The following is an 18,052-nucleotide window of genomic DNA, read 5'->3' on the forward strand; positions in this document are numbered from 1 at the left end:
GTCCAAAAAGGACGGGCGGGACGCCCATCCCACAATAACAATTAAAATTGTAAGTTATTTAATTCGCGATCCTAAGTTCTCGTGCAAGCTACAATTGCAGACTCCGGCGCGATCGCACTTTATCTGCACCCGCTACCACTAAAACCCCGCAAATCGCGCCCGCAGTGCGACAGAATCGGGATTTGCGGGTTCGCGCAGTACCATCGGGCGCTCGGCCATTTTAGATTTTAGATTTTAGATTTTAGATTTGCCATGACTGATGACGATCGGCGTAATGTAAAAATCAAAGTATAACCCTTTTATTTGCCACTCCCCTCATGCCTTTGCCGCGCCTGTTAACCTTAATTGCTGCTTTCTGCCTCGCCCTGGGGCTGATTATTGGGCTGGTGAGTTCCTTAACAGGGCTTTACAGTCAAGTTGCGTGGTCTGCTTCTCCGCTGCTGGCTAATTTGCTGATTTTCCTGATAATTGTACTTTTGGGAACCCTAATTTTTGCGCTGGTTTACTATTTTAGGCTGCTGCAACGCCCCCAGAAAGTTAAGGGAAAACGGCCGATTACTCCGAAGATTCCTGTTGTGAAAAGTGAAGCTGCTTCGGAAAATCTTAAAGCAATTCGGCAACAAGTCGATCGCATTCAAGATGAAGTAGCGCGGCAAGCTTTGCTGTTGAGAGCCCGCGAAATTGAAGCTAGCATGGCGAGGGGCAGCGTTCGAGTAGTTGTTTTCGGCACCGGTTCTGCGGGCAAAACTTCCGCTGTGAATGCGCTGGTGGGGCGGATGGCGGGACAGGTGGGCGCGCCGATGGGAACTACCGAAGTTGGGGAAACTTACACTCTGAAATTGAAAGGAATCGATCGAGAATTAGCAATTACTGATACTCCAGGCATCTTGGAAGCGGGAGTTGCGGGGACTTACAGAGAGGAATTGGCGAGGCAGTTGGCGGCGAGGGCAGATTTGATCTTATTTGTTTTGGACGGTGATTTACGCAAATCCGAGTACGAACCGCTGCGGACTTTGGCGGAAATTGGCAAAAGGTCGATCGTGGTTTTTAATAAAGTTGACCTTTATCCCGACACCGACAGAGATGAAATTCTCGATCAACTGCGGCAGCGAGTCAAAGGTTTTGTATCAGCAATGGATGTAGTAGCAATTAGCGCCAATCCGCAAAAAGTTGTACTAGAAGACGGCACAATTTTTCAGCCAGACCCGGATATTATGCCATTAATTCGGCGCGTCGCTGCGATTTTACGAGCCGAAGGTGAAGACTTAATTGCGGATAATATTTTGTTGCAATCTCAGCACTTGGGAGACCAAGCGCGCAAGTTAATTGATGCTCAAAGAAGGCGGCAAGCTGATAAGGCAGTAGAGCGATTTCAGTGGATCGGAGCCGGAGTAATTGCCGTAACGCCTTTGCCTGTTGTGGATTTGTTAGCGACAGCAGCAGTTAACGCTCAAATGGTAGTAGAAATTGCCAAAATTTACGGCTGCGAATTAAATATCGATCGCGCGAAAGAATTGGCATTGTCTCTAGCAAAAACCCTAGCAAGTTTGGGAATAGTTGAAGGGGTAATTCAAGTAGTGTCAAGGGCGCTGCAATTAAGCGTAGCGGGGTTTGTACTTGGCAAAGCAATTCAAGCAGTTAGTGCGGCTTATTTAACTAGAATTGCTGGTAAAAGTTTTATTGAATATTTCCGCCATGACCAAGATTGGGGCGATGGTGGCATCGCCGAAGTTGTACAAAGGCAGTTTCAGTTAAATAGGAAGGACGAGTTTGTCAAAGCATTTGTCAAAGATGCGCTCGCCCGCGTTGTCGAACCTTTGAACATTTATCAGCAGGAATCGGAACCTGAATTAGAAATGTCAGCCGAATTGGAAGCAGAACCTTTGTATCAGCCACCACAACAAGACGATTGGGAAACTTACAGCAACAAACGAAACGATGACTGGTAATGGGCAAAACAGGGAATTTGGCAAACAGGGAATTGAGAATTGGGTAATTACGATCGTTCAATGAGATGTTCCCTGAGTATGCTTTGTTGAATTTTATTAAGAAATTTTACAATAATTTTACACAGGGGGGAGACTCCGGGGGGAGCAAGTCAAACCGAGCGATCGGATGGAACACAATTTTGATAAGATTGAAGATTGACAACAAAATTTGCTATTGTGCGTCCGGGTAAAAACAATGAGCGATCGACCAATTATTCTCGGTATTGTCGGAGACAGCGCAGCGGGCAAAACCACCCTGACGCGGGGAATTGCCCAAGTATTGGGGCCAGAAAATGTCACTGTGATTTGCACTGACGACTATCATCGCTACGACAGAAAGCAGCGGGCCGAAATCGGAATCACAGCATTGCATCCCGACTGCAATCACCTCGATATCATGCAGCAGCACCTCAGCCTGCTGCGTACCGGACAAGCAATTCTCAAACCCATCTACAACCACACGACAGGTACATTTGACCCGCCGGAATACATCAAGCCCAGCAAATTTGTCATAGTTGAAGGTTTGCTGGGTTACGCAACCCGAACAATCCGCGATTCTTACGACGTAAAAGTGTATCTTGCTCCTCCCGAAGAGTTGCGAACTCAGTGGAAAGTTAAGCGCGATGTCATGAAGCGCGGTTATACTGAAGAACAGGTGCTTGCAGAAATAAAAAAACGGGAACCAGACTCTGAAGACTTCATTCGTCCTCAGCGCAAATCGGCCGACGTTGTAGTTAGTTTTTACCCGCCCGAAGCGGAAAATGAATCAAATTTGAGCGTCCGTTTAGTGCTCAGACCGACAATTCCTCACCCTGATTTTACTGAAATTTTAGGTCGAGGCAGCGAGAGTTTTAAACCTGCAATTCGCTTGGGACTCGATCGGGATATGGGCAAACCAGTGGACGTTTTGGAAGTAGACTCCCACGCTACCAGCGAGCAAGTAAACGAACTGGAAATGATGTTGTGCGGCGAGTTGCCGCACCTGCGGGGATTTTGTTCCGCCCAAGGCAACCCGGAAATTGGCAAACTGATCGGCACAACTGGCGAAGTTTTGCAAAGTTACCCGCTAGCTTTGACGCAGTTGCTGGTTGCATATCACATGATGAAAGCAATTCATGTGTATTAGTTAGTTGGCAGTTAGCAGTTGTTGGTTGTTAGTTGTTATTGCAATGATTAATAACCAATAACTAATGTACTCGCAAAGTCTGGTTAACAGTGCCTAATTGCTGAAGTGGCATGGAGACTGGCAACTGACTTTGAGGTGCGGGCACCATTTCGCCTCGGAAGTCAAGGAGGGTAACAAGGAGCAGGTAGGCAACTGCTAAAACTATAGAAATCACTCCAGTGATAATAGCAACAAGTTTTGAACGTTCCATATTGAGAAAATTTTAACTACAGCTAATATTAGTTTAACATTAAAAAGAGCAATTATTACTTAACTTATGCAATAGAATATAATCAGGTGCTAGTTATTTCTCTGACAAAAATGGAACCTCTTATAGATGCGCCAAATCCCACCGAGATGCCCAGAGCTACCCCAGTGGTGGAAACATTTAATCTGGGGAAGTTCTACCGTACTGGCTTCTGGATGAATGAAAAAATTGAATCGCTCAAAAATTGCACTCTGACTATCTCTGAGGGGGAAACTTTTGGGTTGTTAGGGCAAAATGGAGCGGGGAAAACTACGCTGCTGAAAACTTTGCTGGGTATAGTGCGGCCCACTTCTGGCCGGGCGCTGCTGTTGGGGAGGCCTTTGGGCGATCGCACTGTGAAGCAGCGAGTCGGCTATTTGCCAGAAAATCCCTATTTTTACGATTATCTCACGGGCTGGGAATTCTTGCAATTTGCGGCGGGGTTATTTCAAATTCCCACCTCGATTCAGCGACAGCGAATTCCCAATTTGCTAGACTTAGTTGGGCTATCTCAATCGGCGGCAATTAAAAAACAGTTGCGCCAGTATTCTAAGGGAATGCTGCAACGGATCGGCATGGCTCAAGCTTTGATTAACAATCCAGATGTGGTATTTTTAGATGAGCCGATGTCTGGTTTAGATCCGATGGGACGCTATCAGATGCGGGAGATAATTTTATCGCTGAAAAATCAAGGAAAAACAATTTTTTTTAATTCGCATATATTGTCGGATGTGGAGAAGATTTGCGATCGAGTGGCAATTTTGGCTAAGGGTGAATTAATCTGCATGGGTGCGATCGATGAACTTTTGGGTAATACTGAAACTTACCGGGTTGAAGGTAGGGGAGGCCACTTGAATATCCTGCAAAAGTGGATACCGGATATGGAAGTTGATAATGATTTGTGGTACGGTCATTTGCAGGGCGATCCGAAGGAGTTTATTTCTAGTCTGAGCGGTACGGGAGGGCAGCTAATTGGGATGAATTTGGCTAAGCCTAGTTTGGAAGAGTTTTTTATGCAGCAACTGCAAGAAAGAGGGATTTATTCTAGTGGTTGAAGTATAGCCTTTTGAGTTCTCATAGGAGGTACTCATGGGCATAGGGCATACCTCACTTTTTTTGAGAAAGGCTATATCTTAAAAGACGTAGATTGGGATTGATGGTGGCGCGGGGGCGGGTTTACGAGATTGTGGGTTTTGGGCAATTACAGCATATTCCATGTATATGCGGTACACACAATCTTGTCGTAAGCATCGGTGCGTCGCCACCAGTCAATCTGCAAGTTTCATTAAACATGAGCAGATCCGCACCCTACATAACAATGTACCAACAATTAAGGCGGATACTGTACTTCATGAACCACCGAATATGCTGTATTATTCGTGAACCCGCCCCTACAAGATTTAACATCATACAAATCTGAATCAAACTGAAATGATCTTAGGAATGAGAATTAAATAGCTTCCACTCTTGAAAGTGGGATGGGCGTCCCGCCCGTCCTTTTTTGACGGGCGGGCCGCCCCTCCCACAATAACAATTAAAATTGTAAGTTATTTAATTCGCGATCCTTATTTAATGTCAGTAATGTCAGAAATCGGTTTTCTTCCCATAAACTCACCTAAAATCCTAGGTTTTTTGTCAGGAAACGCGGTTTATACTTTTTTGCTGAGACTGCTGCAAAATATCAGGTTGAGCGAAACGTCAAAAACACGAAGTTGTTGGGTAGGAGTGCCTCAACCCAACCTACTTTCGGAGACGATTTTTCCCTTGGTCTAGGGTATTTTTATGAGTTGTCAGGCTTGGGGCTCTTATTAAACCAAGAATCCTTCGCAGGAATGACGGAGAAGTGTCAAAATTAAGATAGTCCTGCCAGAAACAGGAAAAAGGAAATCCGGCCTGTACTGGCCTTACCAGGCAACATTGATTCCTCGCTTGTCACGCTTGCAGGTGGTCGCCGACGGTTCGTCGCATTTAATCTCAACACTAATTTATGAAAGATCTCACTCGTTATCGAAATATCGGCATCTTCGCCCACGTAGATGCTGGCAAGACCACCACAACTGAAAGAATCCTGAAACTGACGGGTAAAATCCACAAAATCGGTGAAGTTCACGAAGGCGCGGCGACTACTGACTTCATGGAACAGGAGCAAGAGCGCGGTATTACCATTCAATCCGCTGCTACCACCTGCTTCTGGAACGAGCATCAGCTCAACATCATCGATACTCCGGGACACGTCGATTTCACGATCGAGGTTTACCGTTCTTTGAAGGTTCTCGATGGTGGCATTGGTGTGTTCTGCGGTTCGGGTGGAGTTGAACCGCAATCTGAAACCAACTGGCGCTACGCTAACGATTCCAAAGTCGCTCGCGTCATCTACATCAATAAGCTCGATCGCACCGGTGCAGATTTTTACCGCGTTGTCAAGCAAGTTGATAAAATCCTTGGCGCTAAACCGATGGTGATGGTATTGCCGATCGGCATAGAAGAAAAGTTTTGCGGCGTAGTCGATTTGCTGACCCGCAAAGCCTGGATCTGGGATGATTCCGGCGATCCCCTGAACTATCAAATTAAAGATGTTCCCGCCGATATGGTCGATGATGTCGAAACTTGGCGCGAAAAGTTGATCGAACTGGCCGTCGAGCAAGACGACACTGTGATGGAACAGTATCTCGAAGGCAACGAGCCGAGCCTCGACGACCTCAAGCGCTGCATTCGCAAAGGTACTCGCGATCGGGCATTTTTCCCCACCTACTGCGGCTCATCGTTTAAAAACAAAGGCGTGCAGTTGGTTCTTGATGCCGTAGTTGACTACCTGCCGAACCCGATGGAAGTCACACCGCAGCCAGAAGTCGATCTCGATGGCGAGGAAACCGGCGAGTTTGCGATCGTCGATCCCAACAGGCCATTGCGGGCACTCGCGTTTAAGATCATGGACGATCGCTACGGCGCTCTAACCTTCACACGCTTGTACTCCGGTACTCTGTCCAAGGGCGACACCGTACTCAACACCGCCACAGGCAAAACCGAGCGCATCAGTCGTTTGGTGGAGATGCACGCCAACTCTCGTGAAGAAATTGAATCCGCCCAAGCCGGGGACATTGTGGCGATCGTCGGTATGAAAAACGTCCGCACCGGACACACCATCTGCGACCCCAAAAATCCCGCAACCCTAGAGCCGATGGTATTCCCCGATCCCGTTATTTCGATTTCGGTCAAACCGAAACAAAAAGGCGGCGAAGAAAAAATGGGAGCAGCCCTCACCAAGATGGTGCAAGAAGACCCTTCCTTCCACATGGTGACGGATCAAGAAAGTGGCGAAACGATTCTCAAGGGGATGGGCGAGTTACACCTCGACATCAAAGTAGACATTCTCAAGCGCACCCACGGCATCGAAGTAGAAGTCGGCGAACCACAGGTAGCCTACCGCGAGTCGATTACCAAGCGCCTCGAAGACGATTACACCCACAAAAAGCAATCAGGTGGTTCCGGTCAATTTGCCAAAATCGGCTACGTGATCGAGCCTGGTGAGCCTGGAAGTGGCTTCATATTTGAGTCAAAAGTGACTGGTGGTAGTGTACCGAGAGAATATTGGCCAGCGGTCGAAAAAGGCTTTGAAAGCTGCATCGACAAAGGCGTCTTGGCTGGATTCCCCTGCCTCGACTTGAAATTCACGCTTCTAGAAGGCGGTTTCCACCCCGTTGACTCGTCAGCAATGGCCTTTGAAATTGCTGCCAAAGCGGCCTATCGCCAGTCTCTGCCGAAAGCGGGGCCTCAGTTGCTCGAACCGATTATGAATGTCGATGTATTCACTCCAGATGACTACATGGGCGACGTGATCGGCGACCTCAACCGCCGCCGGGGGATGATGAAATCTCAGGAGACAGGACAAACGGGAGCGCGGATCAAGGCAGATGTACCGTTGAGCGAAATGTTTGGTTACATTAGCGATTTGCGTACTATGACATCTGGGCGCGGACAGTTTTCCATGTCCTTCTCGCACTATGCTCCTTGTCCGAACAATATCGCTGAAGAAGTGATCAAAGCGGCAAAAGAGCGTCAAGCTGCGAAGTAGTAGTGCTTTTGACTCCTGGTAGGTGCTATCTGGAGTCAAACAGAACAATTAAATCCCCGACAACTTCTACGAAGTCGGGGATTTAATCTAGATAATAAGTACAGTGAGGTTCGACAAAAAAATATGATTGAGTCGATCGCAACACTTTCACTAACAGACTTCCTCGCTCAACCGGATATTGAATCCTCGCCTGCATGGGAATTTATTCTGGGACGAGCAGTTCAAAAAACTATGCCAACCCTTTTTCATTCGCGACTGCAACACAACTTGGTTAACTATATCAACGATCGGACTGATCGGTTTGAAGCGATACCAGAGTTGCGTTGCTTGGTACTTCCCTACTCGCCAGTACCAGATATAGCGATTGTAGCAGGCGATCGGCTTACCGATGAAGACGGACCACTTAACGGCGCACCGGATTGGTTAATTGAAATTCTATCGCCGGATCAAAGCACTTTAAAATTGCAGAATAAGATCCTCCACTGCCTCATTAACGGCACGCAATTAGCATGGCTAATCGATCTCTCTCACCAACAAGTTTGGGTATGGCAGGGTGAGGAGCTACCTATAATCTGTTCGGGTGCAGATATTTTACCAGTTTTAGGTATTCTCCCGGAACTTACGGTTGATGCTGTGATGGCTATGATTCGCCGACAGTAGGCATTTTATTAGAAAACTGGGTTTAAAACCCCGTTGATAGTAATTAGGGTTTGCTGAATATACCGCATATTGCGTGGTCTGGGTTTGCGATCGGCTTATTCAGCAAGCCCCACATATTAGATAGTAGAACCACGAGCAGACTTCAACAACATCTGGATTTCTTCAAGACTAAATGGTGGTGAACGACGATGAATCATAGCGTGACAATTTGGGCAAACAGGACGCAAATCTTTTATAGGGTCAATTTCATACTCTTCTGCAATTTCTGAAAGGGGTTTTAGATGATGAACATGAATGAAACCTTTTCCCCGTTGCCCAAAAGCTCTGCCAAAATCGAAACCACAAATAGAGCAACTTGAACCGTAATAATCAATACATTTTTGCCGAGCTTTAGGCTCTCGTTCAAACGCGTTGACTGAAACTTGCCGTACTGCCCCCTCACGAAATGTTTGTACTGAATCTACTTCATCAGGAAAGAATCTAGTAGTTACAGATTCCTGAACCTGAAGCGGACTTTGCCAATCCCACAAACATTTTACGTAGTCCTCAAAACGATCTTCCTCACCAAGAAACACATTTATTGCAGCACGAAAGATCGCAAAGAGTGTGACAAAGTTATCAATCACTGGCTGAGCTGCATCTAGGTCTTTAATAGGAAGAACTAGGGATGGACTCCAAATATAAGTACCTGTCCAATCTCCTTCAGGAACCAATTGCAGCTTGTTAATTAACTCATCAAAAGCTTCTCCCGGTAATCCAATAGCATAAGAGTAAACTTCATATCTACCCTGCTCCAAAATCCGAGTAACATCTTCCCAATGGTTCTTCAGGACTTGGACAATCGGATTACCTTCTAGCCCTCTTAATCCAAAAAAGTGCACAGACAAACTATCAGAAGTACACTCGAACCTCTGTTGGAAATACCAACTTTTTCCTTTTATAGCCAAGCCAGCGGTTGCTACTTTGACGGCCTTGGTTTTCTTGGCTCCCGATCGATGGGCTGGTGTAGTCGTTATTCGGCAATCTGAGAGTACATCTGTGCCATAAACTTGGTGAATTAGGTCACAAGCTTTTTTAATGAGTATTTTAAGCTTAGGGATAAGTAATTCTTTTAGCTTATCAGCACGCTCTCGATTGTCTTCGACTGAGAAGAGATATTGTTCAGCAGACCCTATCAGTGGCAAGTCAACGATTTGTGACAATTCGGTTTCCTCAACTGAATTCATATTTGCTCTCCGACATGACAAGTGCAACGAAAACTAATCGATATTTTAGCTTTTTTTTCGACATATCCTGAAATAGGTCATGCTTCCCCGGTTCCTAAAACTTTTGCTGTGGTGAGTTTCAGCCTTGTAGGGTGCGTCAATCGATTTTAGATTTTAGATTTTAGATTTTAGATTTTAGATTTTAGATTGACCCCACGGATAAATGCGGGGGCTTGAGGATTTTCGATTTTCGATTTTGGATTGATTCCACGGATAAATCCGGGGGCTTCTACCCTCAAGAAATTCGTGGTCAGTTAGAATACTTACAGGACTTGGGAAACGCTTATGGACTGACGCACCCTACTATCGTCTTTTAAATGCCGAACAGCTTATGACTCAAATAAATCCCGATCGCACTGCTGGTACAATTGCGATCGACGTTTGCGCTCAATCAAACGGGCAGTATCTTTGTCAGATTTCGTCATCTCTGAGCGATCGCCCTGATGATACCATGAATTTTTACGGACAAACGAAAGAACACGCGATCGCGATCGCCCTAGAACATTTAGCCTCTCGCTACCGCCAGCAAGCCGAAGACTCTCAAAATATAGATTGGGATGCGGTGGAAATTTCGGATTCGGGAGAGCCGATTGAAAAGCGTTATCACGTAATTTTGCACTACGAACGAATTGCTAAGGAAGAATCTAAGTTTGAGGCAATGCACAATACAATGATGGGAAATACAGTAGTTGAAAATGCCAAAATTTCAATAATTGAGATCGAGCCCGATATCGAAATCGAGGCCAGAGGGCTATCAAAATATTGAACCATCGGGACTTAGGTGCAGATGGGCATCTTACCCTACGCATCAACGATCGAAACGTGAGTTTGAGGCGGCGATCGACTAGAAGCGATCGCATAATTTCAAATCCCCAAAATTTCTTTTCTATTACTCCCCCGCAAAATCTGCCCTAAACTTCTCAACAACTCGATTCAACTCAACTGAATGAGAAGCTTTAAATAAAATCCGATCGCCCTTTTTGACAAATCCCAACAACCGCTTTGCTAAATCTTCCCGCCCATCCTTGGCTGTAATATCTCCTATCTCCACAAAAGGCAAACCCGTCGCACCCGCAGCCATCGCCGCCGCTTCCTCAAAATCAGCAAAAACAAACAAAGCATCAAGATGTAAATCTCGCGCCGCCATTCCCACTTGTCGGTGAAACTCGATCGCCCTGTCGCCCAATTCCTTCATCGTTCCTAACACCGCAATCCGGCGCTTTCCCGGAGTATCTGCTAATAGTCTCAGGGCCGCCAACATCGACTCCAAACCAGCATTGTAAGTCTCATCTAGAATCACAATATCCTGTGGCAAATCGTAGCGGCGCGCCCGTCCATCCGGTAACTGCACAGACAAACCTTGCTTTAAAACTTCCCAATCAATACCTAACACTTTTCCTACCGCCAAAGCCGCCAAATAATTTAGAGCATTGTGTCGTCCCGGCAGCGGCAGCGGCAATTCTATACCATCTAGAAGTATTGTATCATTATTGAGCAATTGTCCGCACAAATCCCCGCCTTCTAAACCATAAGTTAAAGTTTTTCCCTGCCAAACTTTGGCCGCAGTTGGGATTAATCTGTCACAATCGTGATTGAGAATAGCAATGCTATCAGCAGGCATTTCGGCTAACAGTTCGCACTTAGCTTGGGCGATCGCCTCTTCCGAACCCAATCGCCCAATATGCGCCGTTCCTACATTAGTAATTACCGCCACAGTAGGACGCGCAATTTGCGACAGTAGCGCAATTTCACCACGGCCGCGCATTCCCATTTCAATTACAGCATAATTGTGTGCGGGTGAAAGCTCCAACAGAGTTTTTGGTACGCCAATTTCATTGTTGTAGTTATATTGAGTTTTAAGAACATTTCCCGTCGTTGACAAAACCGCCGCAATTAACTCTTTAACAGTAGTTTTACCTACAGACCCAGTAACAGCAACTATAGGTATACTGAATTGGTCACGCCACCAACGGGCGATCGACTGGTAAGCTTTTAAAGTATCGTCAACGCGCAACAGCGGAAAATTCGGCAATTCCTCTTGCCAATGTCGATCGACAATCGCGGCAATCGCCCCCAAATCCCTGGCTTTTGCCACAAATTGATGGCCGTCAAAATTGTCTCCCCGCAGCGCCAAAAATACTTCACCCCCCTCAAGAGTGCGCGTATCTGTGGCAATACCTGTCCCTACAACTGTCAAAACGCCTTCAGACACAGTAGGCAAAGGTACAGTTAAAATTTCAGCAAGTTGGGCGATACTTACGCGACAAACCATAACCAGCACTCACATTTAAAATAATTATTTTCACAGCTAATTCTACCTCGCCCAACCTCAAATTTAACTAACAGCGGGCGGCGGATCGGGATTGACCTCGATCATCCTAATACTAAATCGTCGGTTCACCAAAAAAATATCCCGTACCCACCCACGATCTTTACCAATACTTTACACAGTCGATGGTATTTAAGGCCTTGCTAATTACCAACAATTCATGTCATGCTGGTGTTGATAAATAGTTTAACTAAGCAAAAAATATCGATCGGCTTAAGCTGCTGACAGCTTCTACCCATAAGTCTCCGCCGGCGAGAAGCTCGGTTGACTCAATTATTGCGATTCATTTGCCAATTCATCAAAATAATAGCGCTGAAAGCTCCTGCCCCAGCCTCGGAGGGTTAATCCACAGTGAACGACTACAACAGACAAAGCCACGAAGAAGAACAGCTACTTTACAAGCATTGGCTGGAGTTGGTACAACGAGAGCAGCCGGCCGAACTCATCAGTCGCTTTCGCACTTTGTTTATCCAGGGTACTGGATATCCCGATCGCTCGATCGCCGAAGCACTCGAAAAAATAGCAGCCTCAAAACACGCCGAACAAGAATTCAAATACATTCTCAACCGCTGCTGCCACATCCTGATCAACCGCTGGCAAACCTACCCCAGCAAGCAAGCAGCCATCCCTGAATTGATCGCTCTGTTTGAAGAAGCACCCAAAATCTTATTTGGATACCATCGATCGCGGGGGCGAGGCTCCATCCCCCAATTAGTAAATCAATTTACCGAAAGCGAACAGTACCTCACCCTCCAACGTTTAGCCAAAGTCATAACTCACAACAATGAAGATAGCAGCAGCAAAACCCCTGCTACCCTCGCCCTCGGAACCTTAATTCCCCGCTACCCTTACCTCTACAAACACTGCCTGCTCAGCGACGACAGCAGCTACGAACAGCAAAAAATCATTAAAAAAATCCAAGCTCAAAAGCAGCAGCAATTTGAGATCAACCTCTCCCAGTATGTTGCTCACCAAGTGAGAAAAGCCCAAACAGCCCGTCGGGAAACCTCAATTGTCTTCAAAAGAAGTATACAACCTATAAAAAATCCGACCCTGTTGACCGACCCGGAACTATTCTTTGCCCTCAAGCAATTTGTCGGAAAAGTAGAAGGAGCAGATACCTACAGACAGCTAGCGGGCCGTTTCACGGCGAACGCCAGCACAAATCAGTCCTACCGCTCCTTTAAAGACGACTTGTACGAATACCTGATTTCTTCTGTCACCGACGATCGCTACGGCAAACGTCTCTTTAACGAAAAATTGTATAAGCAACTACAAAATACCCTGCCCCACAGCGACGATCAGAAGTTTAACGAATTTTTAATGATCAGAACTTGCAGCCAGTTATTGAACTTTTTAGTAGTAGAGAGTCCTGTGCGGCCCAACCACTTTGTCTTCATCGACCTGATCTCAAACCTCGGTCCCACCCAAACCACAGGTTTGCTGCTGAAAATCGTACTAATTTGCGGCAAAGTCAAGCCCTACCTAGAAAAGCGGCTGGCAATTTTGTTCGGTCACTACGAATGCAGTACCCGAGAAGGCGTGGTGTGGTTAGTCAAAGCCCTAGAAAACGTAAACCTAGCTTTGAGTACCAACTTTGGCAAGGTGGATGTATCTTTCCTGCGGTGAGAGGGCGCGGCATAACTTTCTTTGCTTCCACTGCAGGCAAAACATCACACCCATCAACCAGGTTTCTGAATACCCTAAAAGTTTTACCTTTAATTTGAACGACTTAATTAACTCCTGAAACCTACTCAAAAGACATTATTCTATGTTAAAGTACCAAGTGTGAATCAGATTCAGTTGCAGGCTTTGTTCATTGCTACAGAATTGTCTAAAAACTTGCCCTTCTGTATCGGCAGGGGACTCTCCGAAACTGAAATCTTCGCACTGTCTAAATTTTGGAGTTATTCCTCATGTCGATATACGTCGGTAACTTATCCTACCAAGTTACCCAAGAAGACATCACCACCGTCTTCGCCGAATACGGAACTGTTAAGCGGGTACATCTACCTACCGACAGAGAAACCAGTCGCCCCCGCGGCTTCGGTTTTGTAGAAATGTCCACAGATGCAGAAGAAGATGCAGCGATTGCTGCTCTCGACGGAGCAGAGTGGATGGGTCGCGACCTCAAAGTTAACAAAGCCAAGCCCCGCGAAGATGAAGGTGGCCGGGGCGGCGGCAACCGGGGCGGCGGTGGCCCTGGAAAATTTGCTCGCGGAGGGGGCGGCGGCGGAGGACGTTATTAATTTCCTCTGATAAAGATTTGAGATTGAAGAGTTGAAATTGGCGCGAGAGCTCACCTAGCTCCGAACCACTTCCGGCCTTTCCGAAAAACCTATGCTCTTCAAGTTTCCATATCTACCGCATTAAATATACCAAAAAGCCAAGGGCCGAACCCTTGGCTTTTTGGTATGTATGAGGGTTGACGGTATAAGTCTGAAACCGGCTGGGCGAATCCGTTGCAGTACCGTCAGGTTCTAATCGTCAGGTTCGATGCTGCTGCTCAATCCGTGATTATTGAGCGTTTCAGCGTAAAACTCAGCGTGTTCGAGAGCGCAAACAATCACCAATCCCATCCCGTTAGTATGGGCTTCCATCATCACATTTACCGCCTGTGGCTGAGTCAGACTCGGTACCGTCGCCATCAAAGTCTGCACCACGTACTCCATAGGATTGAAATCATCATTGTGCAGCAGAACGCGGTAGCGCGGTGCAAGCTTGCGGACTGTGGAAGGCTTTTGAATAATTTCGACAGACACTAATCTATACCTCCTGACTTGTAAAATGTTAAAATTTGTCAACAATCTTGAGCCGGATTCCTCCGCTGTGCAAGACTATCTCACTTTCAGCTATTTTATTGAAATCTGAAAATTCAGACAAGGCAGCCCCTTGGTCGATCGCGAGCTGTGAACCCAACACCAAACCCACAGGGCGTGTCCTGGACCCTGGGCAACCACCTTCCTAGCGCCATAATATTAGAAAGGCGCGATCGGTTAAAAATAACAAACTACTACCTGTTGAGTCTCCAGAACTGAGGGAACGAACATTATATGAAACGCAAACCTAAATCCTACAACGACAGATTCAGCGGCGACCCATCCCGAGCAGATGAAGACTCCGACTACCCAGGCTCCTTTGGCGGACAGTCGCGGCGTCAACCTCAGTCCGGTAAACCCTCTTTCCTCAATTCCGCCACCCTAGGGATTTTAACAGCCGTCTTTATTCTGGGAATTGGCATTGGCATTGCCTTTAGCTCCACAGCTACAATTAGCCCAGAGAACGTAGCCTCCCGCGAATTTATCGATCGCAGCGCCCCGAACCCAGAACTTTGCGTGCAGTTTGGAGCCAGCGCGATGGTGACAGATATGCGCCTCTACGTCACCCTCAACCCCTTCAACGTCTACATCTCGCAGCCGAGTATGCGCCCCGGATGCGTCCTGCGAACCAATAACTGGGCAATTCTCGAACAAAGAAAACTCATCAGCCAAGACCAAGTGCGCGATTGCAAAAATCGCATGAACACCTTTGGCTTCACCGGCCCCCTGGAAGCTCAACCCGAAATTAACTGTATCTACCAAAATGACGGCGCTAAAAACCTGTTCCTCAACCAACCGGGTTCGATAGCTCCAACCAGTGAAGGTCAAAATTTCTAAATCGCCGATATAGCGGTTTTCAGTTGAGTCAATTACAGATATGGGGTAGGGATTTAGGCAAAGCCTAAGTCCCTACTTTATTTCAGAGAATGGAAAACTCCTTCTGGCTTCAAAAACCAAACTGGGGCAAATCTTCCGTTAACTGAACTTGAAAAATTTGGCCGGGTTGAATCGTAGCAGGTTGAGGAGCAGCCACGTAAGTTGTAGCAACACCACCTGCTGCTCCCGCCAACAAACCGACACCGGAAAAGCCGCTCAGCAAGAACAAAGCTAAGCCACCAATACCAGTATTTCGCAACAAACTGCGATCGGAAGGCTGTTGTCGGCGGCCTCCCACGGGTTCTGAGCGAGCCAACAGAGGAATATTGCGGCCCTTGAGACTAATAGCTTCGACCACAAATCTACTGCCGAGGTTCGTTGTTTCAAATCGGCCGATGACCGGCGTATTAGCAGGTATGATCGTATTGCCGCGACTGTCGAAAATTCCCCCTTGCAGCAACAGCACTTCCTCTTGGCTGGGCTTCGCTTGCAGCCGCAAAGCCCGATCGCCCGGGTATAGTAAACTCAGCTCCGTGCCCGCCGGCAACAAGACATTCGCCCCAGTCGCAGCCTGCAAAGGAGCATTCGATCGTCCCCCAGGAAGCGGTTCACCAAAAGTAAGCGTCCGCTGTTGGGGTGCAGCAGCCGTTATTTGAGGATCTAGGCGGGGTAGAGCAGCAGCTTGTACCCCACGGCGTTCGTCAAGGCGAACATTGACTAAAGGCACTCTTAGCGGCCGGATTTGGTCATTGGGAGTTGGCGGCTGCGAATAATTTGTAGCGGGATTCGGGGAAGTAGGAGGCTCAGGTCGATCGACCTCTGGGGCACTAATTGACCTAGAATCAGTCGGCGGCTGGTTTTGCGGTACTTGTATGGCAGGCTGGGGTTGAGTTTCGGGAGTTTCCATATTCGGAGTCGGTTCGATCGAAGGACGCAACACCCAGCGATTTTCTAACCCGCTTCTTTGGAATTGAACTTTCCCCGCGCTGAAACCGACTCCAGGAGCCAAATTGACCAGAATTCTCGCCGTTCCCGGTTGAAGTTGACTCACCCCCACAGAACGCACTCTACCTTGTGGGTATAGCTGAGTTGCATCTACTCCGATCTCAGTATTGGGCAAATCCACAGCAATCTGAGACGGATTGAGTAGAGAATATCTGGGGGTTGTGCCCTCTGGGAGAGTAATTTCTAGCTGATTTGTCGCCGGATCGAATTTCCAACTTGTGACTGTAGAAGCATTTGCTGGTTCCAGTGTTGCTGGCACTGCTGCAACTGCGGCAACGACTGCTAGACTCAGACTCAGTGACTCGATCGCAAACAATCCCGCTGGTAAAGAATTAACAGTCAATTTTTGTAAGTCTTGCCCAAATCTGGTGAGTAATTTTTTGTATGGCATGGCTGCTGGGTGAAATTTTTGATCTGAAATAGATTATGGATGGGAAAATTTTGCCTTCGGATGACGCTGAAAGTTTAGCATTATGGCGATATGAAAAATTTAACTAAATGGAAATTATTGCGATCGCGCTTCGTTCTTAACAACAATTGGTGTCAGGTTAGACAAGATGAAATAGAATTGCCAAGCGGACAAATTATAGACGACTTTTTTGTTAATGTCCGACCCAACATCGCCCTCGTATTTGCCACGACAGAGCAGCAAGAACTTTTATTAGTGCGCCAATACAGGCACGGAGTAGGCGAAATTTTGCTGGAACTGCCTGCTGGATCTTTCAATCCTGCTGAAGAGAGCGGCAAATCGGCAGCCGCCAGAGAACTTGCCGAAGAAACGGGATATGTTGCTGAAGAAATTTTGGAACTAGCAACCTTATATGATAACCCGGTAAAAGACACCAATTCTATCTACCTATACTTTGCTAAAAATGTCAAGCTGGTTAGCCAAATACAATTAGATATTACAGAAGATATTGAAGTAGTTTTAATCCCACTTACCGAAGTTTTGTTGAAAATAAAAAACCGAGAAATTTGTGTAGCAGGAAGCATCGCAGCTATTTTTTTAGGATTAGAATTTTTGAATGAACAGCGGTAAGGTGCTGTGTGAATGGAACCCTACACGCTGTTTTTTGTGAGGATTGTCTTAACTCGAAAGAGTCATAAAATCCAGAGAAGTAATAGTATTATCAGCGCCAAAAACCTGAGCCAAAACCTCCCCAGTCGCCGCAACTTGTAGCAGTGTGCTATTGGCAGTCGAATTAATTTGCAAAGCCTCAAAACTCAAGCCACCAGCCAGAACAAACTTATCACTTCCTACGGAAAAATTGAGCACTGTATCCATACCACTATTAGCACTTAACACAAAGTGATCATTCCCAGTACCCCCAATCAAAGTATCATCTCCCCCATCGCCAAACAGCCAGTCATCCCCTGCACCCCCATTGAGAATATCGCTATCTTTCCCTCCGTAAATAGTGTCATTACCCTGATCACCGTTAATAGTATCTTGACCTTCATTGCCGTATAACAGGTCATCGCCACTACCACCGTTGATGCAGTCTTGCTGGCCGTCTTCACCCACAGCGCCTCGTTCATTTTGCCCGCGATCGCCAAAAATAGTATCATTACCTTCATCGCCGCACAAAATATCGTTGCCATCATCCCCGTAAATCAAATCATCCC

The 18,052-nt window shown here is 46.7% G+C and carries 16 protein-coding genes; 10 read left to right on the forward strand and 6 right to left on the reverse strand.

Translation table 11 applies throughout. From position 1 onward, the window contains the following. Nucleotides 1-317: 317 nt before the first annotated feature. Entirely contained in the window at nucleotides 318-1,949 is a 1,632-nt protein-coding gene (locus tag QUB20_RS24970) for a GTP-binding protein (RefSeq protein ID WP_333251397.1), read from the forward strand. 235 nt (nucleotides 1,950-2,184) lie between these two features. Beyond that, nucleotides 2,185-3,114, forward strand: a complete 930-nt coding sequence (locus QUB20_RS24975) for a phosphoribulokinase (protein WP_333241946.1) — start codon at nucleotides 2,185-2,187, stop codon at nucleotides 3,112-3,114. A gap of 61 nt (nucleotides 3,115-3,175) precedes the next feature. On the opposite strand, the gene QUB20_RS24980 is transcribed toward QUB20_RS24975, so the two are convergent. Further along, nucleotides 3,176-3,364 carry a hypothetical protein gene (locus QUB20_RS24980; protein WP_333056649.1) on the reverse strand — a complete coding sequence of 63 codons (189 nt, stop codon included), beginning with the start codon at nucleotides 3,362-3,364 and terminating at the stop codon, nucleotides 3,176-3,178. 110 nt (nucleotides 3,365-3,474) lie between these two features. On the opposite strand from QUB20_RS24980, the gene QUB20_RS24985 reads away from it, so the two are divergent. From QUB20_RS24985 to QUB20_RS24995, 3 genes are all read left to right on the forward strand, one after another. Continuing rightward, nucleotides 3,475-4,455, forward strand: coding sequence for an ABC transporter ATP-binding protein (locus tag QUB20_RS24985; RefSeq protein ID WP_333241944.1), 981 nt, complete (start codon nucleotides 3,475-3,477; stop codon nucleotides 4,453-4,455). 932 nt (nucleotides 4,456-5,387) lie between these two features. Beyond that, a complete protein-coding gene (gene fusA, locus QUB20_RS24990; RefSeq protein ID WP_333250823.1) occupies nucleotides 5,388-7,472 on the forward strand; it encodes an elongation factor G in 2,085 nt (694 codons plus the stop codon). Between the two features lie 123 nt (nucleotides 7,473-7,595). Continuing rightward, complete coding sequence (locus tag QUB20_RS24995) at nucleotides 7,596-8,132, forward strand: Uma2 family endonuclease (RefSeq protein ID WP_333100238.1); 537 nt, start codon at nucleotides 7,596-7,598, stop codon at nucleotides 8,130-8,132. A 116-nt stretch (nucleotides 8,133-8,248) separates the two neighbouring features. Here the strand turns inward: QUB20_RS24995 and QUB20_RS25000 are convergent, their stop codons facing one another. Beyond that, nucleotides 8,249-9,358 carry an HNH endonuclease gene (locus QUB20_RS25000; protein WP_333250825.1) on the reverse strand — a complete coding sequence of 370 codons (1,110 nt, stop codon included), beginning with the start codon at nucleotides 9,356-9,358 and terminating at the stop codon, nucleotides 8,249-8,251. A 370-nt stretch (nucleotides 9,359-9,728) separates the two neighbouring features. Here QUB20_RS25000 and QUB20_RS25005 point away from each other — a divergent pair, with 370 nt between their 5' ends. Further along, entirely contained in the window at nucleotides 9,729-10,163 is a 435-nt protein-coding gene (locus QUB20_RS25005) for a hypothetical protein (protein WP_333250827.1), read from the forward strand. 123 nt (nucleotides 10,164-10,286) lie between these two features. Here QUB20_RS25005 and QUB20_RS25010 read toward each other — a convergent pair whose 3' ends face one another. After that, nucleotides 10,287-11,669 (reverse strand): UDP-N-acetylmuramoyl-tripeptide--D-alanyl-D-alanine ligase, encoded by a 1,383-nt coding sequence (locus QUB20_RS25010; protein WP_333250830.1) that lies wholly within the window; start codon nucleotides 11,667-11,669, stop codon nucleotides 10,287-10,289. Nucleotides 11,670-12,077: 408 nt separating this feature from the next. Here QUB20_RS25010 and QUB20_RS25015 point away from each other — a divergent pair, with 408 nt between their 5' ends. Continuing rightward, on the forward strand, nucleotides 12,078-13,355 hold the full coding sequence (locus tag QUB20_RS25015) for a hypothetical protein (protein ID WP_333057011.1): 1,278 nt from the start codon (nucleotides 12,078-12,080) through the stop codon (nucleotides 13,353-13,355). A gap of 287 nt (nucleotides 13,356-13,642) precedes the next feature. Further along, nucleotides 13,643-13,975 (forward strand): RNA-binding protein, encoded by a 333-nt coding sequence (locus QUB20_RS25020; RefSeq protein ID WP_190743136.1) that lies wholly within the window; start codon nucleotides 13,643-13,645, stop codon nucleotides 13,973-13,975. A gap of 231 nt (nucleotides 13,976-14,206) precedes the next feature. On the opposite strand, the gene clpS is transcribed toward QUB20_RS25020, so the two are convergent. Beyond that, complete coding sequence (gene clpS / locus QUB20_RS25025; RefSeq protein ID WP_015178019.1) at nucleotides 14,207-14,488, reverse strand: ATP-dependent Clp protease adapter ClpS; 282 nt, start codon at nucleotides 14,486-14,488, stop codon at nucleotides 14,207-14,209. A gap of 291 nt (nucleotides 14,489-14,779) precedes the next feature. On the opposite strand from clpS, the gene QUB20_RS25030 reads away from it, so the two are divergent. Next, nucleotides 14,780-15,382 (forward strand): DUF3172 domain-containing protein, encoded by a 603-nt coding sequence (locus tag QUB20_RS25030; RefSeq protein WP_333057009.1) that lies wholly within the window; start codon nucleotides 14,780-14,782, stop codon nucleotides 15,380-15,382. 109 nt (nucleotides 15,383-15,491) lie between these two features. On the opposite strand, the gene QUB20_RS25035 is transcribed toward QUB20_RS25030, so the two are convergent. Continuing rightward, the gene (locus tag QUB20_RS25035; protein ID WP_333250832.1) at nucleotides 15,492-16,817 is read right to left on the reverse strand and encodes an AMIN domain-containing protein; all 1,326 of its coding nucleotides are present in this window, start codon (nucleotides 16,815-16,817) and stop codon (nucleotides 15,492-15,494) included. Between the two features lie 90 nt (nucleotides 16,818-16,907). Here QUB20_RS25035 and QUB20_RS25040 point away from each other — a divergent pair, with 90 nt between their 5' ends. Continuing rightward, entirely contained in the window at nucleotides 16,908-17,465 is a 558-nt protein-coding gene (locus tag QUB20_RS25040) for an NUDIX hydrolase (RefSeq protein ID WP_333250834.1), read from the forward strand. A gap of 48 nt (nucleotides 17,466-17,513) precedes the next feature. Here QUB20_RS25040 and QUB20_RS25045 read toward each other — a convergent pair. Continuing rightward, the coding region (locus QUB20_RS25045) for a calcium-binding protein (protein ID WP_333250836.1) at nucleotides 17,514-18,052 on the reverse strand (539 nt) is incomplete at its 5' end.

The sequence above is a fragment of the Microcoleus sp. B4-C2 genome, assembly GCF_036705265.1.
Lineage (GTDB): Bacteria > Cyanobacteriota > Cyanobacteriia > Cyanobacteriales > Microcoleaceae > Microcoleus.

Bases quoted from the DNA above. Each gene is read 5' to 3' on its own strand.
- fusA (WP_333250823.1), top strand. From the start codon at position 5,388: ATGAAAGATCTCACTCGTTATCGAAATATCGGCATCTTCGCCCACGTA.
- QUB20_RS25040 (WP_333250834.1), top strand. From the start codon at position 16,908: ATGAAAAATTTAACTAAATGGAAATTATTGCGATCGCGCTTCGTTCTT.
- QUB20_RS25035 (WP_333250832.1), bottom strand. From the start codon at position 16,817: ATGCCATACAAAAAATTACTCACCAGATTTGGGCAAGACTTACAAAAA.
- QUB20_RS25010 (WP_333250830.1), bottom strand. From the start codon at position 11,669: ATGGTTTGTCGCGTAAGTATCGCCCAACTTGCTGAAATTTTAACTGTA.
- QUB20_RS24975 (WP_333241946.1), top strand. From the start codon at position 2,185: ATGAGCGATCGACCAATTATTCTCGGTATTGTCGGAGACAGCGCAGCG.
- QUB20_RS24980 (WP_333056649.1), bottom strand. From the start codon at position 3,364: ATGGAACGTTCAAAACTTGTTGCTATTATCACTGGAGTGATTTCTATA.
- QUB20_RS24995 (WP_333100238.1), top strand. From the start codon at position 7,596: ATGATTGAGTCGATCGCAACACTTTCACTAACAGACTTCCTCGCTCAA.
- QUB20_RS24985 (WP_333241944.1), top strand. From the start codon at position 3,475: ATGGAACCTCTTATAGATGCGCCAAATCCCACCGAGATGCCCAGAGCT.
- QUB20_RS25000 (WP_333250825.1), bottom strand. From the start codon at position 9,358: ATGAATTCAGTTGAGGAAACCGAATTGTCACAAATCGTTGACTTGCCA.
- QUB20_RS25030 (WP_333057009.1), top strand. From the start codon at position 14,780: ATGAAACGCAAACCTAAATCCTACAACGACAGATTCAGCGGCGACCCA.
- QUB20_RS25020 (WP_190743136.1), top strand. From the start codon at position 13,643: ATGTCGATATACGTCGGTAACTTATCCTACCAAGTTACCCAAGAAGAC.
- QUB20_RS24970 (WP_333251397.1), top strand. From the start codon at position 318: ATGCCTTTGCCGCGCCTGTTAACCTTAATTGCTGCTTTCTGCCTCGCC.
- QUB20_RS25005 (WP_333250827.1), top strand. From the start codon at position 9,729: ATGACTCAAATAAATCCCGATCGCACTGCTGGTACAATTGCGATCGAC.